At 62.2% G+C, this 26,808-nt stretch carries 20 protein-coding genes and 1 pseudogene; 10 read left to right on the forward strand and 11 right to left on the reverse strand.

The features are described from left to right. Positions 1-136: 136 nt before the first annotated feature. The 3 genes and pseudogenes from AAFX91_RS02025 to AAFX91_RS02035 all read right to left on the reverse strand — a co-directional run. The gene (locus AAFX91_RS02025) at positions 137-1,255 is read right to left on the reverse strand and encodes a hypothetical protein (protein ID WP_394565404.1); all 1,119 of its coding nucleotides are present in this window, start codon (positions 1,253-1,255) and stop codon (positions 137-139) included. Positions 1,256-1,395: 140 nt separating this feature from the next. Further along, positions 1,396-1,569, reverse strand: a complete 174-nt coding sequence (locus AAFX91_RS02030; RefSeq protein ID WP_282526601.1) for a hypothetical protein — start codon at positions 1,567-1,569, stop codon at positions 1,396-1,398. Beyond that, positions 1,539-1,823, reverse strand: a pseudogene (locus tag AAFX91_RS02035) (hypothetical protein); the annotation flags it as partial. The gene AAFX91_RS02030 and the pseudogene AAFX91_RS02035, both read right to left, overlap by 31 nt. On the opposite strand from AAFX91_RS02035, the gene AAFX91_RS02040 reads away from it, so the two are divergent. Beyond that, positions 1,777-1,998 (forward strand): hypothetical protein, encoded by a 222-nt coding sequence (locus AAFX91_RS02040; RefSeq protein WP_282526595.1) that lies wholly within the window; start codon positions 1,777-1,779, stop codon positions 1,996-1,998. The pseudogene AAFX91_RS02035 and the gene AAFX91_RS02040 sit on opposite strands and share 47 nt — an antisense overlap. A gap of 130 nt (positions 1,999-2,128) precedes the next feature. Here the strand turns inward: AAFX91_RS02040 and AAFX91_RS02045 are convergent, their stop codons facing one another. Next, entirely contained in the window at positions 2,129-2,866 is a 738-nt protein-coding gene (locus tag AAFX91_RS02045; RefSeq protein ID WP_282526512.1) for a hypothetical protein, read from the reverse strand. Between the two features lie 907 nt (positions 2,867-3,773). Here AAFX91_RS02045 and AAFX91_RS02050 point away from each other — a divergent pair. From AAFX91_RS02050 to AAFX91_RS02080, 7 genes are all read left to right on the forward strand, one after another. Continuing rightward, on the forward strand, positions 3,774-4,691 hold the full coding sequence (locus tag AAFX91_RS02050) for a septal ring lytic transglycosylase RlpA family protein (RefSeq protein WP_394565405.1): 918 nt from the start codon (positions 3,774-3,776) through the stop codon (positions 4,689-4,691). Positions 4,692-4,932: 241 nt separating this feature from the next. Beyond that, positions 4,933-6,192 (forward strand): D-alanyl-D-alanine carboxypeptidase family protein, encoded by a 1,260-nt coding sequence (locus AAFX91_RS02055; protein WP_394565406.1) that lies wholly within the window; start codon positions 4,933-4,935, stop codon positions 6,190-6,192. A 1-nt stretch (position 6,193) separates the two neighbouring features. Beyond that, a complete protein-coding gene (gene tmk, locus AAFX91_RS02060) occupies positions 6,194-6,880 on the forward strand; it encodes a dTMP kinase (RefSeq protein ID WP_130580280.1) in 687 nt (228 codons plus the stop codon). Then, a complete protein-coding gene (locus tag AAFX91_RS02065; RefSeq protein ID WP_130580281.1) occupies positions 6,877-7,917 on the forward strand; it encodes a DNA polymerase III subunit delta' in 1,041 nt (346 codons plus the stop codon). Before tmk ends, AAFX91_RS02065 begins: the two co-directional genes overlap by 4 nt. Before the next feature lie 58 nt (positions 7,918-7,975). After that, positions 7,976-9,940: a methionine--tRNA ligase gene (gene metG / locus AAFX91_RS02070; protein ID WP_394565407.1), complete on the forward strand. Its 1,965-nt coding sequence runs from the start codon at positions 7,976-7,978 to the stop codon at positions 9,938-9,940. Between the two features lie 14 nt (positions 9,941-9,954). After that, complete coding sequence (locus AAFX91_RS02075) at positions 9,955-10,746, forward strand: TatD family hydrolase (RefSeq protein ID WP_394565438.1); 792 nt, start codon at positions 9,955-9,957, stop codon at positions 10,744-10,746. After that, positions 10,743-11,549 (forward strand): MBL fold metallo-hydrolase, encoded by an 807-nt coding sequence (locus tag AAFX91_RS02080; protein WP_394565408.1) that lies wholly within the window; start codon positions 10,743-10,745, stop codon positions 11,547-11,549. Before AAFX91_RS02075 ends, AAFX91_RS02080 begins: the two co-directional genes overlap by 4 nt. Before the next feature lie 100 nt (positions 11,550-11,649). On the opposite strand, the gene AAFX91_RS02085 is transcribed toward AAFX91_RS02080, so the two are convergent. The 4 genes from AAFX91_RS02085 to AAFX91_RS02100 all read right to left on the reverse strand — a co-directional run bounded on the left by AAFX91_RS02085 (position 11,650) and on the right by AAFX91_RS02100 (position 18,803). After that, positions 11,650-13,299, reverse strand: coding sequence for an acyl-CoA synthetase (locus AAFX91_RS02085; RefSeq protein WP_394565409.1), 1,650 nt, complete (start codon positions 13,297-13,299; stop codon positions 11,650-11,652). Positions 13,300-13,326: 27 nt separating this feature from the next. Beyond that, positions 13,327-15,225, reverse strand: a complete 1,899-nt coding sequence (locus tag AAFX91_RS02090; RefSeq protein WP_394565410.1) for a TRAP transporter large permease subunit — start codon at positions 15,223-15,225, stop codon at positions 13,327-13,329. A gap of 45 nt (positions 15,226-15,270) precedes the next feature. Further along, positions 15,271-16,290 (reverse strand): TRAP transporter substrate-binding protein, encoded by a 1,020-nt coding sequence (locus tag AAFX91_RS02095; protein ID WP_130580285.1) that lies wholly within the window; start codon positions 16,288-16,290, stop codon positions 15,271-15,273. Positions 16,291-16,934: 644 nt separating this feature from the next. Then, positions 16,935-18,803 carry a dihydroxy-acid dehydratase gene (locus tag AAFX91_RS02100; RefSeq protein ID WP_394565411.1) on the reverse strand — a complete coding sequence of 623 codons (1,869 nt, stop codon included), beginning with the start codon at positions 18,801-18,803 and terminating at the stop codon, positions 16,935-16,937. A gap of 523 nt (positions 18,804-19,326) precedes the next feature. Here AAFX91_RS02100 and AAFX91_RS02105 point away from each other — a divergent pair. Continuing rightward, positions 19,327-20,229, forward strand: a complete 903-nt coding sequence (locus AAFX91_RS02105; protein ID WP_282526522.1) for a polyphosphate kinase 2 family protein — start codon at positions 19,327-19,329, stop codon at positions 20,227-20,229. 23 nt (positions 20,230-20,252) lie between these two features. Here AAFX91_RS02105 and AAFX91_RS02110 read toward each other — a convergent pair whose 3' ends face one another. Together AAFX91_RS02110 and AAFX91_RS02115 are read right to left on the reverse strand one after the other, a co-directional pair. After that, entirely contained in the window at positions 20,253-22,991 is a 2,739-nt protein-coding gene (locus tag AAFX91_RS02110) for an HAD-IC family P-type ATPase (protein WP_394565412.1), read from the reverse strand. Positions 22,992-23,753: 762 nt separating this feature from the next. Beyond that, entirely contained in the window at positions 23,754-23,906 is a 153-nt protein-coding gene (locus AAFX91_RS02115) for a hypothetical protein (RefSeq protein ID WP_394565413.1), read from the reverse strand. Positions 23,907-24,320: 414 nt separating this feature from the next. Here AAFX91_RS02115 and AAFX91_RS02120 point away from each other — a divergent pair, with 414 nt between their 5' ends. Further along, positions 24,321-25,346 carry a pyridoxal phosphate-dependent aminotransferase gene (locus AAFX91_RS02120; RefSeq protein WP_394565414.1) on the forward strand — a complete coding sequence of 342 codons (1,026 nt, stop codon included), beginning with the start codon at positions 24,321-24,323 and terminating at the stop codon, positions 25,344-25,346. 9 nt (positions 25,347-25,355) lie between these two features. Here the strand turns inward: AAFX91_RS02120 and AAFX91_RS02125 are convergent, their stop codons facing one another. Then, a complete protein-coding gene (locus AAFX91_RS02125) occupies positions 25,356-26,801 on the reverse strand; it encodes an NAD-dependent succinate-semialdehyde dehydrogenase (RefSeq protein WP_394565415.1) in 1,446 nt (481 codons plus the stop codon). Between the last annotated feature and the right edge of the window lie 7 nt (positions 26,802-26,808).

A 26,808-nucleotide genomic window follows, 5' to 3' on the forward strand; every position in this document is an offset into this window, starting at 1 on the left:
ATAGAAAGGGATCAGGAGCGGTCAGTTTCCAACTAACAAACCGGTTCAAGCGGTCCCGCTCCGCGGGTCCATTTCATGCCTTCCTCTTCTGCTCTGCCTTCAGCACCCGGTCCAGTTGCTCTGCCTGCCGCACAACCTATGAGATGGCGCCGTCGTCGGTACGGGCAAGCCGTAATCCATAAACAATCTGATCATCATTTAATGGTGTTGGTCGTCCCGCCTCATATTGGAACATCGCCTTTCCGAAGGCTAAGAGCGTCGCATCGTCATCGAGCGGAATCTTGTGTCCCTCTTCAAAACCGGTTTTCCGCTCCACAAATCTTATATAGTTTGAGTAATCTTGGCCCCCTCCATAGCGATTTATGATCCCGCCGACTGTCGTGACGCCACTTGCAGCATATCGCCGTAGCAATTCCCACCAGACAGCAACGCCATACTCAGGCGCCTCAAAAATCGTCGTCTTGTTACCTGGGGTCGTTTCAACCGTGTCCACGTATCCAGGAGAGCGCTCTTCCCAGGTTGCTCCATTAATCGCCCCTGGGTTATTACACCGGATCGACACTGGCTTGGTCCGATCAAATGGATTCGACGAGAAAAATCCGTCCGGAACCAGGCTGCGGTAATTAGGAGCCCTCTTTTCGCCGATTTCGTCCTTCTTTTTTGAAACAGTCTTTTTACGTGACGGTGTACCATCGTCTTCAAAAGGTTCTCGAAGCTGGTTTGTGTCTTCGTCATCCCATGGATAGAAGTCCTCATCGCCGATACCGACGATCGTAAGTCTCTCGTCCCTTTGATCTTCGTCAGGCGCTCTTAGGAAATATTCTGTGGCTGTTCTGCCGCGGCCGCTAGCATAACGTGTGTGGGGCTTAGGAGCTTGGTTGTCTGCGATAACCATTTTGTCAGAGTCAACACGCTCGACCACTAGGTAAACGTGATCTGCGCCGGCTGGTGATGTATTGTCGAATGTGACGCCGACGTCACCTGCCCGTTGCTCTCCAACTCGAATGCGTTTCCAATGACGGCTGCCTCTGTCATTGCCGCCCAGTCGCATCGCGAGTTTGCCCGCACCCAATGTCATTGGAACGTCAATACCGGATTCATCGAGAAAAGCGCTTAGTGTTGCGGCACAAGCGTTGTGCATTGTGTATCCCAAACCTGCCCTCTCCATCGCCTTAGCGGCGATGTCTTGTACTCTCTCTATACTTTTCGTCTTGCTGCCCAATTCGATCAGCTCGTCAATATGATCTTTGTCCATTTATTCCTCCCGATTTATTGCAGTAATATATCATTTATCTGAGGGTTGCGTACAGTATACTTTACAACTGAACACAGGTCGAAAAACCGGGATCATCCCGCGTTCCGTCGCGTGCAGGACCAGTTCTAAGCCTCGCCGGATCACATGCGCAGCGGCAGCGCCAGTTGGACGCCGTTCGGCCGGCCGGAATGGCTCTCAATGAACTCCCGCAGCACCTCGGAGATCTCGCGGCCCTCAGGGTTTGGCTCTGGCGCGTATTCAGCGAAGCTGTTGAACGGAACTCCGCCGGCGGTCGCTTTCCTGCCTTCGCGCATTTCACGCAGCGCAGCCGGCTGGCAAGGTCGTGGATGGCCGTGGTCGCCGCGTGGGGCAGGGCGGGGTCGACGCTACGGGGCGTCTTGCAGCGCGAGCACCTGATCTCGAGCCAAGCGTAGCCGCCGTTGACGGCCTGGTCGATCGTCGGCGACGGGTGCAAGCCGCTCGCCATCCTTGTGGGCCACACCGAAGTGCTTACAAGCGCGGTGTTCGCGCCCGACGGCGGCCGCATCCTAACCAGTTCCGACGACAAAACCGCGCGGCTGTGGGAGGCATTACCAGAAGTTCAGACTTTGGTTGATCGCGTCAAGGCTGAGGTGCCGCGCTGCCTCACCCCGCAACAGCGCCAACACTTCTTTCTCGAACCAGCGCCAACGAGCTGGTGCGCGGCTATGCGTAAGTGGCCCTACGATGGCGCGACGCCGTGATCCATCTCAAGTTCGCCAAGCTCCGTACTACCGCATTTACTACCCAACTGCGTGGTACGGGCTGCGATGGGATGGAATCCGAGGAGATGCTGGGATCAAAATTCGACAGATGTTTCAGGCTCAAAAGGGATCAGACGCCCGCTGGCCCTTGCGAGATATCGATCACATGGCGCTCGGTGCCAACGGTGATGACGATGGTGTAGGTCTTCGCTGTGCCGCCCTGATCGGTCGGTGGCGCCAAGTGCAGCTGGCCGCCGTACCATTCACCGGACATCAGAGTATTGTCCTTGATGACGGCTTGTTCCAGCGCAGCCATATTGCGCTGGCCAGTTTCGATCGTGGCTTCGATCATCGCCTCGTTCTGTGCCGCAGCGTTGCCCTGGGCGATCGCTGCAGCGGTCGGACTGTAGAAAGTGCCGGTGCGACCGGAACGCGTCGTATAGTGACCATAGCCAGCCTGTGAGGCGCTATACGAATTACCGGCGGCAGCAAGACCGGTGAAGATAGCGGCCGCTACTTGGCGGTTCTTCTCCTCCTGGACCAGCATCTCGTAGGTGACGACCTGCATGCCGAAATCCTGTCCGCCAACATGCTGGACGGCCTCGACTTGGGCTACGCGGAAGTCGACCGGCTGGCGCCCGAGATTGTTGATGCCGACCACGAATACAGGTCGCCCGTTGGCCTGAAGCTGCCGCGCCGCCGGACGGACCAGCACCAGCGAATTCTTCTGCCGCGACACGAGCGCGGGCTGACCATCGCGCATCAAGGCCTGCTGCTGCGGGTTCGACGTCTTGAATGAAACCGTTTCGCCAGCCGAGACACAACCCGCCAGCGTGGCGCACAGCGCCACAATCGACAACTTACGCATTGGAATTCCCCCAAACCTGCCATACCCAAAGCCCAATCGGCGCGCGAGATCAAGAGAGCGAAGGTCTTTATGGCGTGGAGGAATGCGTGGAAGCCCCGCTAAGGGGCTTGGCAGTTCGTCTCTGGCCGGGAGCCAAAGATCAAGGACGGTCTGGCGACTGCCATTAGCGCCGCGCAGAGAAGGCGAGATCAAAAAAACTGTGCGAAAACTGCAATCCCAAGGCCGCGCTCCTCGAAACGAGAGCGCAGCACGATCAGCCCGGAATGCCCCGGGGAGGCGTGGCCTTAGCCTAGCTCAGCGCGAAGGCCAGCAGGCTTGAGCACAGCAGCACGAAGCTTGCTGCTGTGAGGGTCAGGAATCCGTCGGAGACCAAGTCGTGTTTGCGCATGATGCACCTGCTACACTCCGATGCTCTTCCGAATCTATTAAAGCTTTACGAACTTACCTTTCGGGAAAGAGGTGATGCGTCTTTCCATTTCGCGTTGGGCTTTACGCCCGGGTGCGAAAACCCTCATAGGCATGGGCCAGAAAGATCCCCGCGCTCACCAGGCCCATCACCGCCGTAACCGTCTCGATCATTTCAGAACTTCCTTTGCGCCCCCTGCGCACGAGGGAGAGAACGACTGCGGCCTTGCACAGTCAAAAGAATCCTGCGGGCAACGCTGCGATCTGCCGTGAAGTGATGATTTGCTGCAACAGATGTGTGAAAGCGGGACAGCTTTCGCCCGTAGAATGCCGGGGAGGGCGCAACTGAGAATTTACCATGGTACGGCTCTCCCCATTTCCGCCGCGTTCCGGTTGCGATATCCTCACGTTTTGATGCGGAAGGTGGGCCGCATCTTGGGGATCAGTGACGCGAAGGGCCTCGCAAGTGGGCACGCGTCCGGTAGCGTGGTAGTTGGGGTCGATGGGGAAGCGGCAATATCCGATTCGGGCGATGGCGCGGAGTGCGGCTGCGGTCGCGACCTGCCTTGTGCTCGCCAACTGCGCCTCCTCGAACAAGTTCGCGAGCCGCGTCGATCCGAAATATGGCGTTTCCGCAAGCCCGCGCGTGGTCGCCTTCGGCGAACCAGTACCGAAGGGTGGCGGCACCTACCGGATCGGCAAGCCCTACACGGTGGCCGGGCGCATGTATGTGCCCGAGGAAGACGCCAACTACCACGCCGAGGGGCTCGCCTCCTGGTATGGCAATGATTTCCACGGCCGGCTGACCGCCAATGGCGAAGTGTTCGACATGGCCTCGCTGACCGCCGCGCATCCGACGCTACCCATGCCCTGCTATGCGCGCGTGACGAATTTGCGGAACGGCAAGTCGCTGATCGTGCGCGTCAACGACCGCGGTCCCTATCATGGCAACCGCCTCATCGACGTCTCGAACAAAGCCGCCGAACTGCTTGAGTTCAAAGGCAATGGCATCGCTCGCGTCCGCGTCGAATATGTCGGGCGGGCGCCGCTGGAGGGCTCCGACGACCGCCAGTTGATGGCGACACTGCGGACGGGCGCGCCATCGCCGTCCGCGGTCCGGATCGCCTCGGCCAGGCCGTTCGTGCCTGACATGTCGTCCTCGGCCGGCCACATCCGCGGCGAAGTTCCGCTGCCGGAGGGACGGCCCTATTCGCTGGGCAATACGTCGGCCGATTACGCCTCGACCAATGCGACCTCGGAGATGTCCGCCTCCGGCCGTGGGCGCGGGCGGGGCACCGGGAATCTGCGGCAGGTGTCGTATGACGCCAATGGCCGCTATGAAACCGATGCCAGCTCGGCCTATGTCCCGATCGATCCGCGCGGTCCGGCGGAAGTGCTGAGCGGCCGCGGGCTGTACTAAAATCAACGGCTTCACGCGCTTATCTTAAGAAAGCTGATCAGCGCCGGCTGCAGCTTCGAGCCCTTCAGGCGTACGCGTTTCCGCCGTCTTTGCCGGATTTGCTTCAAGGAACCGGCGCGGCTTGCGCGATAGGATCATTTTCACTGCGGAAGAGGCGCGCCGGCTTCGGCCTTGCGGCCAAAACCTCAGTTGTTTGCGGTACTTCCAACTGGTAGAAGGCCCCCGTTTCAGGACATCGCCGATGATCGCTGCTTCTCGATCCGCTTTCCTGGCGCGCCGGCCCTGGTGTTCACCTTGGCGCGCGCTGACGGCGGCTGCGGTCGCGCTTGCGATCGGCTTCGGCACCGCGGTCTATGCCGCCAACAACAGCGTGCAGGGCGCCAAGAAGGAGGAGGGCGGCTTTGACGGCGACGCGCCGACCGCGATCCTGATCGAGGCGTCCTCGGGCAGCGTGCTGTTCGAGAAGAACGCCGACGAGCTCCGCGCGCCCTCGAGCATGATGAAGCTGATGACGGCGGAAGTCGTCTTCAACGCCCTCAAGAAGGGCGACATCAAGCTGACCGACGAATACCGGATCAGCGAGTACGCCTGGCGACGGGGCGGGGCGCCCTCCGGCAGCTCGACGATGTTCGCCGCCATCCATAGCAAGGTGTCGGTCGACGACCTCCTGCACGGGGCGATCATCCAGAGTGGCAACGATTCCTGCATCGCGCTTGCCGAAGGCATCGCCGGCAGCGAGGGCGAGTTCGCGGCCAACGTCATGACCAAGCGCGCCCGGGAGCTGGGGCTGACCAAATCGACCTTCGCCAATTCCAATGGCCTGCCCGACCCCGGCAACAAAATGACTGTGCGCGAGCTGGCGAAGCTCGCGCGTCATATCATCCTGACCTATCCCGACATGTACAAACTGTTCGGCGAGAAGGAATTCACCTGGAACAAGATCCGCCAGCTCAACCGCAATCCGCTGCTGAACTCGTTGAGCGGCGCCGATGGCCTCAAGACCGGCTACACCAAGGAGGGCGGCTACGGCATGGTCGGCTCGGCCGTGCAGAACGACACGCGGCTGATCGTGGTGGTCAACGGGCTGGAGGACGCCGATGACCGTGCGAGCGAGGCCAAGAAGATGCTGGAATGGGGCTTCCGCAGCTTCGAGACCCGCACGCTGATCGCCGCCAACCAGACCATCGGCTACGCCCGGGTGTTCGGCGGGGAAAGCCGTTCGGTGAAGCTGACGAGCCCCGAACCGATCAAGGTGATGGTGTCGAAGAACGGCAATGAGAAGCTGCTTGCGCGCGTGGTCTATAACGGCCCGGTGCGGGCGCCGATCCAGGCCGGGCAACAGATCGGCGTCGTCAGGGTCTGGCGGAGCGGCAATCTTGCTGTGGAAACGCCGGTCTACGCGGCGGACGCGATCGGCACGGGATCGACCGTGCGCCGGGCACTCGACGGCGCCCAGGAGCTGGTCATCGGCATGTTCCGCGCGGGCGTCGAGAAGCTCTGACATGGCAAAGGCTAAGGTCAAGCGATCATCCTTGCGCGGGCGCTTCATCACGTTCGAAGGCGGCGAGGGGTCCGGAAAATCCACCCAGATCAAGCGGCTCGCCGAACGGCTGAACGGGGCCAAGCTGCGCACCATCGTCACCCGCGAGCCAGGCGGCTCGCCGGGCGCCGAGATTATCCGGCATCTGCTATTGTCGGGCATGGGCAAGCTGCTCGGGCCCGACGCCGAGACGCTGCTGTTCGCGGCCGCGCGCGACGACCATGTCCGCACCGTGATCCTGCCGGCGCTGAACCAGGGCATCTGGGTGCTCTGCGACCGCTTCTTCGATTCGACGCGGGTCTATCAGGGCCGGCTAGGGCAGGTGCCGCCCGGCCTCGTCAGCGCCATGCAGCGCGTCACCATCGGCGACCTCAAGCCGGACCTCACCTTCATCCTCGACGTGCCCGTGGAAGTCGGCCTGAAGCGGGCAGCGGCGCGCCGCGGCAATGCGGCCCCCGATCGCTTTGAGTCCGAGGACGTCCAGTTCCATCAGGATTTGCGCGAGGCCTACAAGCAGCTTGCGGTCGAAGATCCGCAGCGCTGCGTGCTGATCGATGCCGATGCCGACGCCGATGCGGTCGCCGAGCGTATCTGGAATGTGCTGCGCGAACATCTCCTCACGGCATTTCCGGCGGCGAGCCACGCATGAGCGCGCGCAAGGTCGAGCAGGAACTCGCGGTTCGGCATCCGCGCGAGACGCCCGATTTCTTCGGGCATCGCGAGGCGGAGACAGCGCTGCTCGCGGCCTATCGCTCGGGCCGCATTCCGCACGCCTGGCTGATCGGCGGCGCGGCGGGCATCGGCAAGGCGACGCTGGCCTATCGCATGGCGCGCTTCGTGCTGGCGCACCGCGATCCGCTTGCGCCTTCCGTGCAGCAGGCGGAGACGCTGGCGGTCGATCCGCACGAACCGGTGGCAAGGCAGGTCGCGGCAGGCGCCCATGGCGGGCTGTTGGTGCTGGAGCGCGGGCTCAACGACCGCGGCGTGCTGCGGACGGTGATCACGGTCGATGAGACGCGCGAAACCATCTCGTTCTTCGGCTCGACGGCGGCGGTCGAGGGCTGGCGCGTGTGCATCGTGGACACCGTCGATGAACTCAATCCGAATGCCGCCAATGCGCTCCTGAAGATTCTCGAGGAGCCGCCGCAGCAATCGCTGTTCCTGCTGGTCACCCACGCGCCGTCGCGGGTGCTGCCGACGATCCTGTCCCGCTGCCGCAAATTGCTGCTCAGGCCGCTTGATCCCGACGACGTGGTCCGCGCCGCTTCCGCGGCCACCGAAATGGCGCCTGACGATCCGGCGCTGATCGAGGCCGCCGCGGCGGCGGAGGGCAGCGTGGCGCGGGCGCTGAATCTGCTTGGCGGCGACGCGCTGAAGCTGCAGCAGAAGACCGCAGCCCTGCTTGCGACATTGCCGCAGGTCGATCCGCGCGAACTGCATGCGCTCGGTGATGCGCTCGGCCTCAGCGATCGCGTCGCGCTTGCGGCCTTTATCGAGGGCATCGAGCGCTGGATCAGCGACAAGCTGCACACGGGCGATGCCAACGCTAACCTGCCGCGCCTTGCACGGCTGGCGGAGGTATGGGAAAAGATCGTCCTCGCCGCGCGCGATACCGAAGCATACAATCTGGAACGCAAGCCGCTGGTGTTCTCGGTGTTTTCGATGCTTGCGGAAGCCGTGCGGTAATCCGCCGTTTCACCAATCCCGATCATTTTCGCTTGAACTGCACCTTGAGGAATTCGTTGTGGCCCGGAAAGCTTCGAAGAAGAAAAAGACGAAGAAGGCGGCACGTCGCGCCGCCGAGGCCGCGGTGAAGACGCGTGCGAAGAAGAAGGCCCCAGCGAAGAAGGCGAAAAAGGCGGCCAAGAAGGCCGTGAAGAAGGCTGCCAAGAAGAAGACCGCTGTCAAGAAAGCAGCCGGCAAGAAGGCAACTGCCAAGAAAGCAGCTACCAAGAAAGCAGCTGCCAAGACCAACAAGCCGGCGAAAAAGTCGGTAAAGAAAACTACGACGAAGGCTGCGCCGGAAAAGCCGATTTCTGCTCCGGAACAGGTCAGCACGCCTACGCCCGCGCCGGTAGTGAAGCCCGCGGTGAAGAAGGCGCCAAAGCCGAAGCCGGCGCAAGCCACTCCCGCCGCTAACCTCGCGCCTGCACCGACCGCTCGGGGCAACCTGTTCTACATCACGACTGCGATCGCCTATCCGAACGGTCAGCCGCATATCGGCCATGCCTACGAGGCGATCGCGACGGATGCGCTGGCGCGCTTCCAGCGGCTCGACGGAAAGGACGTGTTCTTCCTGACCGGCACCGACGAGCACGGCCAGAAGATGATCCAGACCGCGCAAAGCGAGGGACTGACCCCGGCCGAGCTCGCCACCCGCAACGCCGCCCGCTTCAAGGAGATGGACGAGCGGCTGAACGTCTCGTTCGACCGCTTCATCCGCACCTCCGAACCGGCACATCACCGCTCGGTGCAGGCGATCTGGAATCGCATGCAGCAAAATGGCGATATCTATATCGACACCTATGCCGGCTGGTATTCGGTGCGCGACGAGGCCTACTACGCCGAGGACGAAACCGTCGTCGGCGAGGACAATGTCCGCCGCGGTCCACAGGGCACGCCGGTCGAGTGGGTCGAGGAGAAGAGCTACTTCTTCAAGCTGTCGGCGTACCAGGACAGGCTGCTTCATCTCTACGAAAGCCAGCCCGATTTCATCGGGCCTGACTCGCGCCGCAATGAAGTCATGAGCTTCGTCAGGAGCGGGCTGAGGGATCTTTCGATCTCGCGCACCACCTTCGACTGGGGTGTCAAGGTGCCCAACGATCCCGAGCACGTGATGTACGTCTGGGTCGACGCGCTCACCAACTACATCACCGGTGTCGGCTTTCCCGACGAGGCCGATCCGAACTGGCGCTACTGGCCGGCGGACGTGCACATCATCGGCAAGGACATCATCCGCTTCCACGCGGTGTACTGGCCGGCCTTCCTGATGTCGGCCGGCGTCCCCGTCCAGAAGCGCGTCTATGCCCACGGCTTCCTGTTCAGCAGGGGAGAGAAGATGTCGAAGTCGGTTGGCAATGTCGTCGATCCCTTCGACTTCGCCGACCAATACGGCGTCGACCAGCTTCGCTACTTCTTCCTGCGCGAGGTACCGTTCGGACAGGACGGCAACTACAGCCACGAGGCCATCGTCGCGCGCATCAATGCCGACCTCGCCAACGATCTCGGCAATCTGGCGCAGCGTTCGCTGTCGATGATCGCCAAGCAGCTCGGCGGCGTGCTGCCGGAGCCCGGCGAGTTCTCCGATAACGACAAGGCGATCCTGGCGCAGGCAGATGGCATGCTGGAGGCCTCGCGAAATGCGATGGCGACCCAGCAGATCCACCAATGGCTGAACACGGTGTGGGCCGTGGTGGCCGAAGCCAACCGCTATTTTGCGGGCGAAGCGCCGTGGGCGCTGGCCAAGACCGATCCTGCCAGGCAGAAGACGGTGTTGTATGTGACCGCGGAAGTCGTGCGCCAGATCGCGATCCTGACGCAGCCGGTGATGCCGGAAGCCTCGGCCAAGCTGCTCGATAGTCTGGGCGTCGCTGGGGATGATCAGACGTCGCGCCAATTCGCGGCCTTTGGCGAGCGGCTCAAGCCGGGCGTCCAATTGCCGCCGCCGGTCGGCGTGTTCCCGCGCTACGTCGAACCAAAGGCCGATTGAGCGGTTGGAAGAACATGCTGGTCGACAGCCATTGCCACCTGGATTTTCCGGATTTTGCCGAGGATCTCGACGCCATCGTCGCGCGGGCCGAGAGCGCGGGCGTGGGGCGCATGGTCACGATCTCGACCCGGGTTCGGCGGCTCGATGCGCTGCTTGCGATCGCCGAACGCTTTCCGAACGTCTACTGCTCGGTCGGTACGCATCCGCATGAGGCCGACCAGGAAGACGGCATTCCGCCGGCCGAACTGATTGAGCTGACCAGGCATCCGAAGGTCGTGGCGCTCGGCGAAGCCGGGCTCGACTACTTCTACCAGCACGGTTCGCGCGAGGCGCAGGAGCGCGGCTTTCGCGCACATATTGCGGCTGCGCGCTCGACCGGCCTGCCGCTCGTGATCCATACCCGCGAGGCGGACGAGGATTGCGGCCGCATCCTGGAAGACGAGGTGGCGAAGGGACCGTTCAAGGCGGTGCTGCATTGCTACACCGGCGGGCGTGAGCTCGCGATGAAAGCGATCTCGCTTGGTCTGTCGATCTCCTTCACGGGAATCCTGACCTTCAAGAAATCAGAGGCCTTGCGAGCGCTCGCGGCCGAACTGCCTGATGATCGCATCATGGTCGAGACCGACTCGCCGTATCTCGCGCCCGGCAAATTCCGCGGCAAACGCAACGAGCCTTCCTACGTGGTCGAGGTCGCCAAGGTCCTCGCCGAAACGCGCGGCGTTTCGCTGGAAGACATCTCGCGGCAGACCACCGAAAACTTCTTCCGGCTGTTCTCGAAAGTGCCGGCTCCGAAAGAGGCGGCATGACGATCACGTTGACGATTTTGGGCTGCGGCTCCTCCGCTGGCGTGCCGCGCCCGGCGCTCGGCTGGGGCGCCTGCGATCCGAACAATCCGAAGAACCGCCGCCGCCGCTGCTCGCTGCTGGTCGAGCGCAACGGCGCGCATGGCACGACGCGGATCGTGGTCGACACTTCGCCCGACCTGCGCGAGCAACTGATCGACGCCAATGTCGATCACATCGACGCGGTCTTTCTCACTCATGAGCACGCCGACCAGACCCATGGCATCGACGACCTGCGCTCGGTGGTGATGCATCAGCGCCGCCGCATTCCGGTCTACTTCAATCAGTCGACCGCCAAGGACATCATGGCGCGGTTCTCCTATTGCTTCATCTCGCCCGAGGGCAGCGACTATCCGCCGATCCTGACGCGTCACGGCATCGAGGCGGGCGAGAGCCATACAACCGAGGGGAAGGGCGGTCCGGTCAAGCTTTCCGCCTTCCTGGTCCAGCACGGCAGGATCCCCGCGCTCGGTTTTCGCGTTGGCGGCGCCGCTTACACACCAGATCTCCACGACATTCCCAAGGAAAGCTGGCCGGCGCTGGAGAACCTCGATCTCTGGATCGTCGACGGATTGCGCTATGTGACGCATTCCAGCCATTTCAGCGTGGCCGACGCGCTGTCACGGATCGACCGCTTCAAGCCGAAGCGTGCCGTCATCACCAACATGCACGCCGACCTCGACTATGAGGCGTTGCGGCAAAAGCTGCCCGCCGGCGTGGTGCCGGGGTACGACGGGATGCGGCTGGTGTTGGACAAGCTGCCGTAGGGTGGGCAAAGCGAAGCGTGCCCACCACTTCTTGCGGAGTGCGGATGGTGGGCACGCTTCGCTTTGCCCACCCTACGACTTCGCCGGGACGACGACTGTACTACGCCGAAATCGCCTTCGCCGATCCGACCTGGTCGCGCAGCATGAATTTCTGGATCTTGCCGGTCGAGGTCTTCGGAATCGGGCCGAACACGACCGCCTTCGGCGTCTTGAAGCCGGACATCTGATCGCGGCAGAAGGCGATGATCTCGGCTTCGGTGGCAGTCGCACCTTCCTTCAGCTCGACAAAGGCGCAGGGCACTTCGCCCCATTTCGGATCGGGCTTTGCGACCACGGCCGCAAACAGCACGGCGGGATGCTTGTAGAGGATGTCCTCGACCTCGACCGAGGACACGTTCTCGCCGCCGGAGATGATGATGTCCTTGGAGCGATCCTTGATGATGACGTAGCCATGCTGATCGAGCACGCCGAGATCGCCGGTGTGGAACCAGCCGCCGGCGAAGGCTTCACGCGTCGCCTTCTCGTTCTTCAGATAGCCCTTCATCACGATGTTGCCGCGGAACATGACTTCGCCGATGGTCTCGGCGTCGCGCGGCACGGGCTGCATCGTGCTGGGATCGAGCACGGTGACGGCCTCTTCAAGCGGGTAGGGTACGCCCTGCCGCCGCTTCATCTGCGCGCGCTGCGGGGCCGGCAATTCGTCCCAGCCTGGCTGCTCGGCGCAGACGGAGGCGGGGCCATAGACCTCGGTCAGGCCATAGACATGGGTGAGTTTGATGCCGATCCGCTCGGCGCCTTCGAGCACGGCGACCGGCGGGGCGGCGCCTGCGATCAATCCGATCACGGGCCTTGCGCGCTCATCCTTCGGCGCGTCCGGCGCATTGATCAGCACGTTGTAGACGATCGGCGCGCCGCACATGTGGGTGACGCCGTGCTTTGCGATCAGCTCGAAGATCCTGGTGGGCTCGACCTTGCGCAGGCAGACGTTGACGCCGGCCGCAGCCGCTATGGTCCAGGGGAAGCACCAGCCGTTGCAGTGGAACATCGGCAACGTCCAGAGATAGACCGGATGCTGGCCGAGATTGCCAGCCAGGATGTTGCTGACGGCGTTGAGATAGGCGCCGCGGTGATGGGTCACGACGCCTTTGGGGTTGCCCGTGGTCCCCGACGTGTAGCTCAGCGCGATCGCTTCCCATTCGTCGTCAGGCCGACGCTCGACAAAATTGGGGTCGCCCAGCGCGAGCGCCGCTTCGTATTCGATCTCGCCGATACGCTGGCCGCCATCGAACGATGCATCATCGACGTCGATCACGACGGGTTTTGGCCCTTTCATCTGCGCCAGCGCGTCGGCGATGACGCCCGAAAATTCGGGATCGACCAGGATGATCCTCGCGCCGCCATGATCGAGCTGGAATGCGATCGACGGCGCGTCGAGCCGGATGTTCAACGTATTCAAGACCGCGCCGGTCATCGGCACCGCGAAGTGCAGTTCGTTCATCGCGGGGATGTTCGGCAGCATCGCCGCAACGGTATCGCCGACCCCGATGCCGCGGCTGGCGAGATAGGACGCGAAGCGCCGGCAGCGGTCATAGGTCTCGGCCCAGGTGAAGCTGCGGCCTTCATAGACGGTACTGACATGGTCGGGATAGATGGCGGCCGAACGTGCCAGGAAGCTCAATGGCGTCAGCGGCACGTAGTTGGCCGGCGTCTTGTCCAATCCGATATTGTACTGGTTCTGGGCTGCGCTCATGGCTCGATCCCATTAAAGATTAAAGTCTCACAAGAACCCGATGGAAATCCACGGGAAGACCGCGACGATGATCAGGCCAACCATCAGCGCCAGAAGATAGCCCCAGATCGGTCTGATGCCTTGCGCCGGATCGACGCGCCCGATGGCGCAGGCGGCATAATAGCCGACGCCGAAGGGCGGTGCGAACAATCCGATGCCCATCGCCAGGATGATGATCATGGCATAGTGCACCTCGTGGACGCCGACGGCGCGCGCGATCGGGAACAACAATGGCCCGAACAGCACGATCGCCGGTATCCCCTCGAGCACGCTGCCGAGGATCACGAAGGCCAGGATCGACACCGCGATGAAGCTCGCCGAGCCGCCAGGCAGGCCGGTCATGGCCGCGGCGAGCGCCCGGGAGAAGCCGGACTGGGTGAGCCCCCAGGCCATCCCGGTCGCCGTGCCGATGATCAGGAGGATCGCCCCCGACAGGCAAGCCGTCTCGACCAGCATTGGCACGAGTCGCCGCCAGTCGAAATTGCGGTAGATCAAGAGGCCATAGATGAAGAAGCCGACGATAAAGGCGTAGACGATGCCGATCGTGGAGACTTCCGTCGCGGTGGCGATGCCCTCGATCACCGCGTAACGGATCACGAAAGGCAGCGCCAGCGCGGGCAGGGCGATGATGAGCGTCCGCCCAATCTCGGCGCCGCTCGCCCTCTTCACGTGACGCAAGTCCTCCTTGCGGTAGCGCCACCAGACCAGCGCGGACAGCGTGATCGCCAGCACCACGCCCGGCAACAGGCCGCCGGTGAACAGCGCGGCGATCGAGACGCCGGTGACCGAGCCGATGGTGATCAGCACGAGGCTCGGCGGGATGGTTTCAGTCTGGGCGCCGGTGGCGGAGAGCAAGGCGACGAGATCGCCGGGCCGGGCGCCGCGCGCCTTCATTTCCGGAAACAGCACCGGCGCGACGGCAGCCATGTCAGCCGCCTTGGAGCCGGAAATCCCTGACACCAGGTACATCGCGCCGACCAGCACGTAATGCAGGCCGCCGCGGACGTGGCCGAGCAGGCTCGCCAGGAAGGCGACCATCGCCCGCGCCATGCCGGTCATCTCGATCAGAAGCCCCAGGAAGACGAACAGCGGCACCGACAACAGAATCAGATGGCTCATGCCCTCGTCCATGCGGCCGACCAGCACCATCAGCGGCGTGCCAGTGGTCAGCGCCAGATAGCCGTAGGTCGCAAGCCCGAAGGCGAATGCGATCGGCACGCCGGCAAAGACCGAAAAACCGGTGACGCCGACAAAGAAGATGATGAGATTGAGATTGCCGAGCGGCCGCAAGGCGCCCTTGAGCAGCCAGAACACGGCGATCACCGCCGCCACGGATGCGATTGCGGCCGGCACCGTCCGCACATTGGCGGCGCGGGCAAGTCGCAGCAGTGCGAACAGCGCCATCAGGCCGATCCCGGTCGGCAGCGCCGCCGCCCGCCAGCTATTGAGGATCTGCAGCGCCGGCGTCGTGATGTAGCTTTCCTCGTAGGCGTATTCGTAGGACGGCCAGGCGATCAAGAGCAGGAACGCCAGCGCCGCGGCGGTCGCGACGAGATCGAGATAGGACCGCAGCGCCGGAGGTGCATTTGCGACAATTGCGGTCATTCGCATGTGCTCGGCGCGGCGGAACGCGACCGCAGCGCCCAGCATCGCCAGCCACAGGAACAGGATCGAGGCCAGTTCGTCCGACCAGATCAGCGGGCTGTGCAGCGCATAGCGCGCGACCACGCCGGCGAACAGGATCACGATCTCGGCCACGACCAATAGTGCCGCCGGGATCTCGACCAGCCATCCGAGCGCTTGTTCGACGGATTCCGTGAACGAACGGCGGCGAGGGGAGTGATCCGCCTCGCCGGCCATGATCTCGCTCAGTTCGGCATGAGCCATGACGGCCCCCTGCACTAGAGATTATTGTGTTGGCACGCTGTGCGGTTACGACAGCTTGCCGACGGATTTCTCCAGGAGCTCCCAGGCCTGGTCGCCATACTTGCCCTTCCATTCAGCATAGAAGCCCGCGGTGCGCAGCTTGTCGCGGAACGGCGTAATGCCCGGCTGGTTGAAGACGAGACCCTTGCCGGCCAATTCCTGCTGCAGGCTGGCGTTCAGCTTGGCGACGTCGGCGCGCTCGTTGACGGCGGCCGCATTGACGTTCTTGGCGACGATGGTGCGGACATCCTCCGGCAGCTTCTCCCAGGCGCGGCGGTTGGCCAGGAACCAGAAGCCGTCCCACATGTGGTTGGTCAGCGAGCAGTACTTTTGCACCTCGTAGAGCTTGGCGGTCGAGATGATCGCCAGCGGGTTCTCCTGGCCCTCGACGATCTTGGTCTGCAGCGCCGAATAGACCTCGCTGAAATTGATCGAGGCGGGGGCGGCGTCGAACGCCTTGAACATCGAAGTCCACAATGGCGAGACGGGCACGCGGATCTTGAAGCCCTTGTAATCCTCCGGCCCGTTGATCGGCTTGGTCGAGGACGTGGTCTGGCGGAACCCGTTGTCCCAGATCTTTTCCATCACCTCGAGGCCGGCCTTCTTGATCTCGCCGCGGACATAGGCGCCCAGCCCGCCGTCCATGGCCTTCCAGACCGTGTCATAGTCTGGGAACGCGAAGCCGATGCCGTTGATGGATGCCGCCGGCACCAGCGTCGACAGGATCAGGCCGGACAGCGTGAAAAACTCGACGCCGCCGGAACGGATCTGGCTCAGCACGTCGGTATCGGAACCGAGCTGGTTGTTGGGGAAAACCTGCAGGTCGAAGCGGCCATTGGTCTCGGTCTTGATCGCCGCCGCCATCTCGCGGGCGCGGACGTTCATGGGATGGCTGTCCGGGAGATTGTTGGCGTATTTGTAGGTGAACTCGGCGGCTTGCGCGCGGGCCACCAATGGCGCGCCAAGGCCGCCCAGGACGGCCGAGGCAGCCGATGCCTTCAGTAGCGCGCGTCGTGAAAAGCTCATCTGGTTTGCTCCCTTTAGCTCCCTTTATGAGGCTTGTTGTTGTCCGTGCCGCGGGTCGGCAAGCGATCTCGCCGGCGCTTATTGCAGCGTCTGGAGCCGGCGGCAATATGGGCTTTCACACAGGGCGGCGGACGGCTGGATGCTCACATGCGGACGGGCCGAAACGCTCGCTCCATGACGGGAGGCTTGGCGCTGACGCAGAAAATTGGCATTTCCATCAGGAAGTTCGCCTAAATCTTTGATCTGATTGTATATAAAAATATTCCATAATATACCTTATGCGAATTTCGTATAGGCGATAGTCTCGATCCCTTGTTTGTGGTTTGGCGCTGTTTCAAATATCTCCATGATTGCCTCGGCACGGTCATCCATGCCTTCCAGCGTGGCCATAAAGGTACCCGGGACAATAGTCGGCGCTCACGCGTGACGCCGCATTTTCCGACCGACAGCCCTCCCCCAGTTCCCAGCGAATCTTGTTCAGCTCGTTGCCGAGGTCGTGCTTGCTCAGCAGCAGATTGGGAATTGCCAAATAGAATGCGCGCCGGTCATGGACGTGCCCGCATTCTACTTTACCACTTCCGACCTCCGGGCACTTTGCCTGCGGTCGGTGCTGGCATTTCGATCATCGGCGCCAGCCGCCGTTCCTAGAATGCCTTTTTCGTCTCCGGCCGGTGCTTGTTCGTCGGCACAAAACCCGACGGCTTTGCTTCGCGCGGCTGGCGCACCCAGACCTCGCGATTCGGATGCAGGCCGCCGCCGCGAGTGGCAGGAACGGCGGTGAGCCGCGCGCGGTGCAACAGGCGCGTATCCGCGTCACCGCAATTCGGGTGGATGCCGCCGTTATCCGCCACCACCTTGTCCCATGCGGCTTTGCGCTGCCTGAGAACGGCAGGATCCGACAGCTCCGTGCAGTTGAGCTCGTTCTTGTTCAAGTCCGCGACGATCTCGTCACCGTCCTGAACGAGAGCGATTGGTCCGCCAAGGGCCGCTTCAGGGCCGACATGGCCGATGACAAGGCCGACCGATCCGCCGGAGAACCGCGCGTCGGTCATCAGCGCCACCACGATTCCCCGCTCGCGGCACAGCGTGGTGATGCGCGAGGTCGGGTCAAGCATCTCCGGCATGCCCGGAGCGCCGCTCGGCCCCTCGTAGCGCACGATGATCATGTCGTTGTTCTGGAATCGCCCGGGCGTCTTGTCGAGCGCGTCAAGCAGGCCCTGCTCGCCTTCGAACACGCGCGCCTTGCCGCGGAACAGATTGTTTTCCAGTCCGCCTTCGACGCCGGCAAGCTTCAGGATCGCCGAGAATTCCGGCGACAAATTGCCGCCGAGAACCCGCAGGCCTCCGGTCGGCTTATAAGGCTTGGCGACGGGATAGATCACCGTGCCATCGACGGCCTTAGTGCCGAGGCGCTTGACCTGCTGCGCCAGCGTTTCGCCCGTGCAGGTCATCACGTCGCCGTTGAGAAGCCCGGCCTCCAGCAGTTCGCGCACGATCACCTGCACGCCGCCAACCTGGTCGATGTCGACCATCGAATACTTGCCATACGGGCGGGCGTCGGTGAGGACCGGAACGACATACTGCGACAGATGATTGAACTCGGCCGGCGTCATCACCTCTTTCCAGAAGTCCGCAAAGCCTGCGGCGCGCGCGATCTCCGGCGCATGCAGGGTGACATTGGTCGAACCGCCGACCGCCATTGCGACGATGACGGCGTTTCGGATGGAATCGCGAACCACGATGTCGCGCGGCTTCAGGTCCTTTGCGATCATTTGCGCGAGGTAGTCGACCAGCTGGCCCGGGAATTCCTTGAGCCGGCGGGGATCGTCGGACGGTGGCGCCACCATGTGCAGCGGCTGCATGCCGACGACGCCAATGAATGTCTGCATGGTGTTGTAGGTGAACATGCCGCCGCAGCTACCGTATCCGGGGCAGGCATGACAGGCGATGTGATGGCGGTATTCGGCGTCTGGGTTGCCGGCGACCTGATAGGCACTGACGATGTCGAGCTTCTCGCCGGTGTTCGGGTCGGTACCGGGATGGATCGGCCCATCCGACATGATGATCGTCGGCTGATTGTGCTCGAGCAGCGCCGCCAGCGTGCCGACCGGCGGCTTGTCACAGGCTACGACGGCGATGGTACCGCGGAGACCGGTCGCGCTCAAATGCTCGCAGAGCGCATCGTGAGTGACCTCACGCCCGATCAGCGAATAGCGCATTTCGCGGGTGCCGTTGCGGATACCGTCCGACGTCGCGATCGTGTATTCCGGCTGGACCAGGCGCAGCTTCAACTGGCCCGCGCCCTTGCCGATGCGGCTCTTGAGACTGGCGTGGATGGCATCGACCTTCGCCGTCACACCCATGTAGCACTGGCTGTCGCCTTTGGTGCCGACCACGCCAACCGACGGCTCGTGGATCAGATCCGGATCGGTGCCAAGCTCTCGCGCAATCCCGATGGTTTGGGTGGAGCGGCCTGGATGCCGGTCGATGATAACGGCTTTCGATTCTGTCACGGCGAGTTTCCTTCCAAGCGAACGGCTTGTTTTGATCGACAAAGTGCGGGGCGCACCGCGTGCGAGAGGATACGACCAAGTTCCCAGTGGCAACGCGGCGGGCCGAATGCGAGATTGATCGCGGTCGGCCCGTTCAGTGCATAAGCCCCGAAGATCGCTGACACAATCGGATTGTCAAACCATCTTGCGTTGAGGCGGCTGGCTGGGGCGGCAGGTATTCAGCCATGGTCCTACCCTGCCCTGGGTTGACCACTACTACAGACTTCTTCGTAAAGCACGGAAGCAGACGAGTTCTCAATCTTGCTCCGATCAAGCTGAATTCGAGCAATGCAATAATCGGATCAGGAAACCCGAGCCCGCTGCCAATTCTTGCTGAACGCGTGCAGGAATCCAGTAAACTTCACGCCGCTGGGTCGGCAGCCATTGTTGCTATGATAGGACGTTACGCGCGGTTTCTGACTCAAATCTCGCGGCGTCTAAGCGACCGAGCGAGTTTGTCTCTTCACAAATGGGAGGTCTCGCTATGCCGAGAAAAGAGATTCTCGACCAAATCCAGAAGTACACCCACCCGTTCCGCGTCACTAACGGCAAGGGCTTTCAACTGAAGGATTTCGACCCCGGTGATACGCGCACCCTGAAGATGGACAAGGGTGAAGCAGCCGACCTCCTTCAACGCGGCACTCAGTGGCTCGCAGAAGAACAGGACATGCTGTATGCCCAGGACCGCTGGTCGCTGCTGCTCGTCTTCCAGGCCATGGATGCTGCTGGCAAGGACAGCACGATCAAACACGTCATGTCGGGGGTCAATCCGCAAGGCTGTCAGGTCTCCTCGTTCAAGCAGCCATCGCAAGAGGAGCTCGACCACGACTTCCTGTGGCGCTACGTCAGGCGTCTGCCGGAGCGTGGGAAGATCGGCATATTCAACCGCTCCTACTACGAGGAGGTCCTCGTTGTGCGTGTGCACGAGGATATCCTGAAGCGACAGAAATTGCCTCCGCAGTTCATGGGCAAGCGCATCTGGGACGAACGGCTCGCCGACATCGCGCGTTTCGAAGACTACCTGACCCGGCAGGGCGTGGTCATCCTCAAGTTTTTCCTGAACGTGTCGCGCGAGGAACAGAAGAAGCGTTTTATGAAGCGCCTCGACAACGCGGAGAAGAACTGGAAGTTCTCTCCTTCGGACGTCCATGAGCGCAAGTTCTGGCGCGACTACATGCGCTCATTTGAAGATGCGATCCGGGCCACGGCTTCGCAGCACGCGCCGTGGTATGTGGTGCCGGCCGACAACAGGTGGTTCACCCGGCTTGTCGTCGCCGCGGCGATCGTGGAGACGGTCGAGCAGCTTGACCTTGCATACCCGACGCTGAGCGCGGAGCAGAAGAAGGAGGTGGCGGCCGCGCGTACGGAGCTTGCGCGCGAAGCCTGACGCCCTTGTCCAAGGCTCTGCGATCAGTTGCCGGCTTCGGCAGCGACGACAACCTCCCGCAACGAACCCGACGAGCGAATGATCAGCTTCTCAGCCTCCACGACGAGGAAGAACACCAAACCGCCTGCCAGCAGCCAGGGCCAGACCCATAACGGGATAGCTTCGTTGCCGAACATCGCCTGGAACGGTGGTGTGTAGGTGAAGATCAGTTGCAGGATCACCACGGCAATGATGCCGAGCGGCAAGTACTGATTGCCCATGTGCGCCTTGAGGTCGAGCGACGAGTCGAGCAGATAGCGGCTGTTCAAGAGATAGAACACCTGGCCGATCGTGATGGCATTGACGGCGACCGTCCGCGCCAATCCGTCCGAAGCGCCCTGGCCCTTCATCCAGAAGAACGCCAGCAGGGTGTAGGCAAGGAGCGCCAAGCCAACAAAGACGATCCGCCAAATCCCGAAGCCGGTGACGATCGGGCGGTCCGCCGCGCGCGGAGGCCGCTGCATCACATCGATCTCGTGCGGCTCGAAGGAGATAACCAGGCCAAGCGCAACCGAAGTCACCATATTGACCCAGAGCACTTGCGGGGCGGTGATCGGCATGGTGAAGCCAAGAAAGATTGCCGACGCAATCACCAGCGCCTGCGCGACGTTGGTCGGCAACAAGAAAAGCATGGCCTTCTCGATATTGTTGTAGACCGTGCGTCCCTCCTTCACGGCTGCCGAGATCGAGGCGAAGTTGTCGTCGGCCAGGATCATCCCGGCTGCTTCCTTCGTTACCTCGGTGCCTTTGATACCCATCGCAACGCCGATGTCGGCTTTCTTGAGCGAAGGCGCATCGTTTACGCCATCGCCTGTCATTGCCACGATTTGGTTGTTGGCCTGAATGGCCTTCACAAGGCGCAGCTTGTGTTCAGGGCTTGCACGCGCGAAGACATCAACGGCGCGAACGCGTTCCTGCAACGTCGCGGTGTCCATACCCTCGATCTCGGCGCCCGTGATCGCCGTCTTCCCGTCGCCGAGACCAAGCATCTTGGCGATGGCCGCGGCGGTGATCTTGTGATCGCCCGTGATCATGGTGACCCGGATGCCACCGCCGTGGCACTCCTTCACAGCCTCGATGGCCTCTTTGCGCGGCGGATCCAGCAAGCCGATCAGGCCGAGCAAGACAAGCGTCCGCGGCAAGTCGGCCGCGGTGAGACCGCCGGTCTTCACATTCGGAGTCTCGAGCCACGCCAGCGCCAGCACACGTTCGCCTTGAGCCGCAAGCCGGTCTGATTGTTTCAAGAAGTGCTCGCGGTCGAGCGGCCTCGGCTGGCCGTTGGCGGTCTGCTGGCGATCGCAGTGATCGAGGATCACTTCCGGGGCGCCCTTGACCAGCAGCACCTGCTCGCCGCTCGCAGCCTCGTGGAGCGTCGCCATGAACTTGTGCTCGGATTCGAACGGAATGGCATCGATACGCGGAGCTGCCGCCTGCTCTGCCTGCCGATCCATACCGAGCTTGGCCGCGAACGGATAGAGCGCGCCCTCCGTCGGATCGCCCTCCACCTTCCAGCAGCCTTCCTCCTGAAACAGCTCCGCATCGTTGCAGAGCAACGAAACCCGCCCCATGAGCGCGAGTACCGGCTCCCTGCCCGCGGGCTCTCCGTCCTTTCTGATCTCCCCCTTCGGCGAATAACCGTCGCCTGTAATTTGATATGCTGACTCAGCCGTGACGGCGGACACCACCATCATTTCCATGAGCGTCAGCGTGCCCGTCTTGTCCGAGCAAATCCGCGACACCGATCCGAGCGTCTCGACCGCAGGCAATCGCCGGATGATGGCGTTGCGCTGCGCCATGCGCTGCACGCCGATGGCCAGGGTAATCGTGATGAGCGCGGGTAGTCCCTCCGGAATGAGCGATACGGCGATGCCAACGACGGCCTGGAACAGCTCCACAAAGTCCATACCCTTCACCCACTTTCCGTAGGCGAATATCAGGACGCTGATCACCCCGATCGCGGCGGTGATGGCGTAGCCGAATTTCTTGACCTGGCGCAGCAACGGGGTCTCGAGTGGACTGACATTGGCGAGCAACTGGTTGATGCGGCCGAGTTCGGTCTCGCTACCGGTCGAGACGACCACTCCGGTCGCGCGACCGGACGTGACCATGGTGCCGGAAAACGCCATGCTCTCGCGATCCCCGACCGTCGCGTTCGCAGGCACCGCATCGACGCCCTTCTCCGCCGGCACCGATTCGCCAGTGAGGGCGGCCTCTTCAGTCCGCAGGTTCTTCGCCTCGATGAGCCGCAGGTCTGCAGGAATCTTGTCACCCGACTCCAGGAGCACGACGTCGCCCGGAACAAGCTGCTCCGCAGCAATCATGCGGGTCTCGCCACCGCGCACCGTCCGCGCCTCCGCCGACAGCATGTTGCGGATGGAGTCCAGTGCCTTCTCGGCCCTGCCCTCCTGAATGAACCCAAGCAGCGCGTTGAGAACGACGACACCAAAGATGATTGCCGCGTCAACCCAGAGGTTCAGCATCAACTTGGTGAAGCCCGCGGCGAGCAGCACGTAGACCAGGATGTTGTTGAACTGCGCTAGAAACCGGGCAAACGGGCCCTCCTTCCTGCCTTCCGGCAGACGGTTGGGCCCGTATTTCCGTAGGCGGACCGCGGCCTCAGCCGGATCGAGACCTTTCTCCCGGCTGGTGCCGAGTCGCTCCACGACCTCTTGTTGAGATGTCGCGTGCCAGGCAACAATCTCGCTGACCGGGTTCGCATTCACTGCTGTGCTCATGCGTCTGCAAGGAAGAAAAGCTTGCGACCTGGAATTCCAGAAACCGAGTACGCGTCTGTGAGCGCGAGCATCATCGCACCGTCGGTCGCCAAATACAACTCAAGGAGCAATTGTGGCCCAGGCTGACGACCAAGGGGGCGATAAGGACGACAGCACGCGAGCGGATACCGAGCGATATCCGATGCAACGTGTAGTGAGGCTTTCTCTTGCTCGCGTCCCAGCTCGTCGGGATTCTTCGTCGATCGACATTACCTTAACACGTCAGCAAAGCTTACCTAGCGCCAACGCGTTCGGTACGTATCACCCTCGCCTTGCTCTCGTCGTGTTGCATGAGCGCGAGACAGTATTCCCGCAAGGTGCGGTGTGCATCGGGACGATTCTGCCGCACGGCATCGCTGAGGAGGCGCCTTGTGATCAAGGCGCATCGCTCGACCTATCTGCCGGGTGAATCATTTAGCTGGATGGTGATCACATCCATCGGTCGCCAGTACGTTTCAAACCCATCACTGTAGTCTTGACGAACCGCGCCGATGTTGAGTTTGCACTGGCCCGTCTGCCGAAAGATCGGCCGCACAAGTCCATCTTCCACCCATGCGCACACGTGCTTGCCAAGGCGGATTGCACCTAATGAACGATCGTAGACAAGGCCAGGAACTCTAATTTTGTAACTGTTGTATGGTTTGCACTGGGACGCTGCCCAATCTCCAGTAACATATTTATCGCATAAGGTCGCTGACACCCACGCGCGATTTAGATCAGGGTTGGAACGGAATTCCAGGAAGGCTGCGCCGTTGGGCGTGCGCCAAACACCAGGCACTTTTGCAACAAAAACGGATTGGAATGCGCCGTCACAGGTACGGCCAGCAGGAAAATCGTCGACAATAACGCAATCACTGTCTTCATTCTTGCCTCCTTTAGCGTGTGCTCAAGGTCGAAATGTTCGCAGCAGTTTGCGCCGGAGAAAAATAAACTCAGCGTTTGTATTCGCCGGTGTGTGTCGATTTTCGTTCGATCCGAGAATCCTTTCGTTGTCGGTCACGACAATGAGAGTGTCGCGTGGAGAGAAGGCATGCAATCGGCCCGAATTGTATCCGAGATCAAGACTGTAGACAACGTAAGTTCACCGCGCGTAACAATCGCGCGACGGTGCAGTCTGACGTGTTCTCGATGGTCCCAATGGTCGCTTATAGTTGGTGGTGACCGGCGCAATTGTTGCGACCGCTATCGACCGTAAGGAGCAGCACCCTGACGGAGCTTACTCGACGCGATTGGCTGCTGATCAGTGCGGCCGCAACCAGCAGTTTTTTGTATCCAGCCATGGCCGATGCATCGAAACAAGATCGAATTCGCCTCTCCTTGAATGAAAATCCGTTCGGTCCCTCGCCTCGGGCGTTGGAGGCGATCAAGGCCCACCTCACCGGTCTCAGCCGCTATACCGGCGACGAACTCACCGAGCTGACGCAGACGATTGCCGCGCACGAGAATGTTGCTGCCGAGCAGGTCGTACTCGGCGAGATCCTTAACGTGCTCGGCCTGTATCTGTCGGCCCGCGGCGGTACGGGCGGTGAGTTCATCTATTCCGAGCCCGGCTATACTGCGCTGGTCGATGCCGTCTCGCCCGCCGGCGGCATCGTGGTCGGTGTCCCCCTCAACGACCAGCTTGAGAACGACCTCCCCGCCATCGCCGGCAGGGTCAATGGACGGACGCGCGCGGTCTATCTCGTCAATCCGCACAATCCGAGCGGCACGGTGAGCGAGGCGGCGCAGTTCATCGAATTCGTGCACGATCTCTCCAAGCGCACGCTCGTGATCGTCGATGAGGCCTATCTCGAATTCACGCCGGATTTCGAGAAGCGAACCGTGGCCGGCCTGGTCCGCGGCGGCGATCAGGTCGCGGTCTTCAGGACATTTGCGAAAATCTACGGGCTTGCCAGCCTTGCCATCGGCTACACGCTGGCGCCCGCCGAGCTGGCCAAGTCGGTGAAGCTGCTCGGCATCGGCGCCTCTTTCGGGCTCAATCGGCTCAGCCTCGTCGCGGCAGACGCCAGTCTGAAAGATACAGACTATGTGCCGTCGGTTCGCGCCAAGGTCGCGGCCGAGCGCGATGCCTGGCACGAGCTGTTCCGGCAACGAAAGGTTCGCTTCACGGAATCGCAGGGCAATTTCGTGTTCTTCGACTCCGGCCGGCCGCAACAATCCATCGCGTCCGCGCTCGCAGCACAAGGCATCGACATCGGTCGCAACTATCCGCCGCTCGACACCTGGGTGCGCATTTCGATCGGCCTGCCGGAGGAAAACGCGATCGCCCGCCGGGCTGTCGCGGACCTGTTGCGCTCGACCTGAGCCGCGCCGTTATGATGGCCTATGCTCACTCACATATTTGATGTTCTGAAAGGCCTGCAGTCCTTCGACCCCGCCTTCCGAACCGACGCCGCTGTCCTTGTAGCCCCCGAAGGGCGTCTCCGGCAGCGATGCCTGCCAGTGGTTCACGATGACGTTGCCCGCCTCGATGCCGTCGATCATGGCGCCGGCATTGCGCATGTCGTTGGTCATCACGTAGGACGCAAGGCCGAACGGGAGCCGGTTGCAGAGACGGATGGCATCTTCCGCCGAGTCGAACGCGGTTGTCGCGGCGATCGGGCCGAACGGCTCCACGTTCGAAACCAGGCAGTCCTCATCGACATTCGCGATCAAGGTCGGGCTGTAGAAGCAGCCCTTGCCTCCGATCCGGTTGCCGCCGACCGGAACCGCGATCTGCCGCGAGCGGGCATCATCGAGGAAACGGTCCATCACCTCCAGCCGGCGGGTATTGGCCAGCGGTCCCATTCTCGTCGCTGGATCGAGGCCATTTCCGACCTTGATGGCTCTTGCGAGCTCGGCGAAACGCGCGACAAAGCGATCGTGGATCGAGCGATGCACGTAGAACCGCGTCGGTGACGTGCACACCTGCCCCGCATTCCGGTATTTGGCCGTCACCGCAGAAAGTGCCACCGCCTCCGGATCGACGTCTTCGAAGATCACCACGGGCGCGTGACCGCCGAGTTCCAGAGTCATTCGCTTCATGCCCTGCACCGCCAGCGATGCGAGCTGCTTCCCGACCGAGGTCGAGCCCGTGAAGGTTATGCCGCGAATGATCGGCGAGCCGATCAGCTTCGCCGATATCTCCGCGGGATTGCCGAACACGACGTTCAGCACCCCGCCCGGCAGACCGCTCTCCTGCAGCAATCCCGCGATGGCAAGTGCGGTCGCCGGCGTTTCTTCCGACGCCTTGATGATGACGGAGCAACCGGCAGCGAGCGCGCCGCTGATCTTTCGCGACGGCGTGATTGCCGGCGCGTTCCAGGACGCGAAGGCGGCGATGGGACCTATCGGCTCGCGCAGAGCGAACTGCATGGCCCCTTGCGTTCGTGGCGGAATGACCCGCCCGTAGGCGCGTCGCCCCTCCTCTGCATTCCAGTTGAAGATTCCCGCGGCCTGCTCGACCTCGGCCTTTGCTTCGGCGATCGGTTTGCCCAGTTCCAACGTGATCAGCGTCGCGATCTGGTCCCGCCGCGCGAGCATCAGGGCGGATGTCTGCTGCAGCACCCGCGCCCGCTCGACCGGAGACGTGCGTCGCCACCGGTCGAAACCCGCGGCCGCGGAAGCCAGGGCTTCGTCAAGATCAGCCTCGGTCGCATGCGGAAGCTCGGCCAGGACATTTCCGGTCGCCGGATTGTAGACCGGCTCGCCCCTTCGGCCGTCAAGGCCGATCCATCGGCCGCCGATGAACAGCCTCAGTTCAGGATAGTCCATTGCCATGCGAACG

The sequence above is a fragment of the Bradyrhizobium sp. 31Argb genome (assembly GCF_043638955.1).
Classification (GTDB): Bacteria; Pseudomonadota; Alphaproteobacteria; order Rhizobiales; family Xanthobacteraceae; genus Bradyrhizobium.

Excerpts from the sequence above, each read along its gene's own strand:
- AAFX91_RS02025 (WP_394565404.1), bottom strand. The coding sequence starts at position 1,255 with ATGGACAAAGATCATATTGACGAGCTGATCGAATTGGGCAGCAAGACG.
- AAFX91_RS02030 (WP_282526601.1), bottom strand. The coding sequence starts at position 1,569 with ATGCGCGAAGGCAGGAAAGCGACCGCCGGCGGAGTTCCGTTCAACAGC.
- AAFX91_RS02045 (WP_282526512.1), bottom strand. The coding sequence starts at position 2,866 with ATGCGTAAGTTGTCGATTGTGGCGCTGTGCGCCACGCTGGCGGGTTGT.
- AAFX91_RS02050 (WP_394565405.1), top strand. The coding sequence starts at position 3,774 with ATGGGGAAGCGGCAATATCCGATTCGGGCGATGGCGCGGAGTGCGGCT.
- AAFX91_RS02055 (WP_394565406.1), top strand. The coding sequence starts at position 4,933 with ATGATCGCTGCTTCTCGATCCGCTTTCCTGGCGCGCCGGCCCTGGTGT.
- tmk (WP_130580280.1), top strand. The coding sequence starts at position 6,194 with ATGGCAAAGGCTAAGGTCAAGCGATCATCCTTGCGCGGGCGCTTCATC.
- AAFX91_RS02065 (WP_130580281.1), top strand. The coding sequence starts at position 6,877 with ATGAGCGCGCGCAAGGTCGAGCAGGAACTCGCGGTTCGGCATCCGCGC.
- AAFX91_RS02075 (WP_394565438.1), top strand. The coding sequence starts at position 9,955 with ATGCTGGTCGACAGCCATTGCCACCTGGATTTTCCGGATTTTGCCGAG.
- AAFX91_RS02080 (WP_394565408.1), top strand. The coding sequence starts at position 10,743 with ATGACGATCACGTTGACGATTTTGGGCTGCGGCTCCTCCGCTGGCGTG.
- AAFX91_RS02085 (WP_394565409.1), bottom strand. The coding sequence starts at position 13,299 with ATGAGCGCAGCCCAGAACCAGTACAATATCGGATTGGACAAGACGCCG.
- AAFX91_RS02090 (WP_394565410.1), bottom strand. The coding sequence starts at position 15,225 with ATGGCTCATGCCGAACTGAGCGAGATCATGGCCGGCGAGGCGGATCAC.
- AAFX91_RS02095 (WP_130580285.1), bottom strand. The coding sequence starts at position 16,290 with ATGAGCTTTTCACGACGCGCGCTACTGAAGGCATCGGCTGCCTCGGCC.
- AAFX91_RS02105 (WP_282526522.1), top strand. The coding sequence starts at position 19,327 with ATGCCGAGAAAAGAGATTCTCGACCAAATCCAGAAGTACACCCACCCG.
- AAFX91_RS02115 (WP_394565413.1), bottom strand. The coding sequence starts at position 23,906 with ATGAAGACAGTGATTGCGTTATTGTCGACGATTTTCCTGCTGGCCGTA.
- AAFX91_RS02120 (WP_394565414.1), top strand. The coding sequence starts at position 24,321 with ATGGCCGATGCATCGAAACAAGATCGAATTCGCCTCTCCTTGAATGAA.
- AAFX91_RS02125 (WP_394565415.1), bottom strand. The coding sequence starts at position 26,801 with ATGGCAATGGACTATCCTGAACTGAGGCTGTTCATCGGCGGCCGATGG.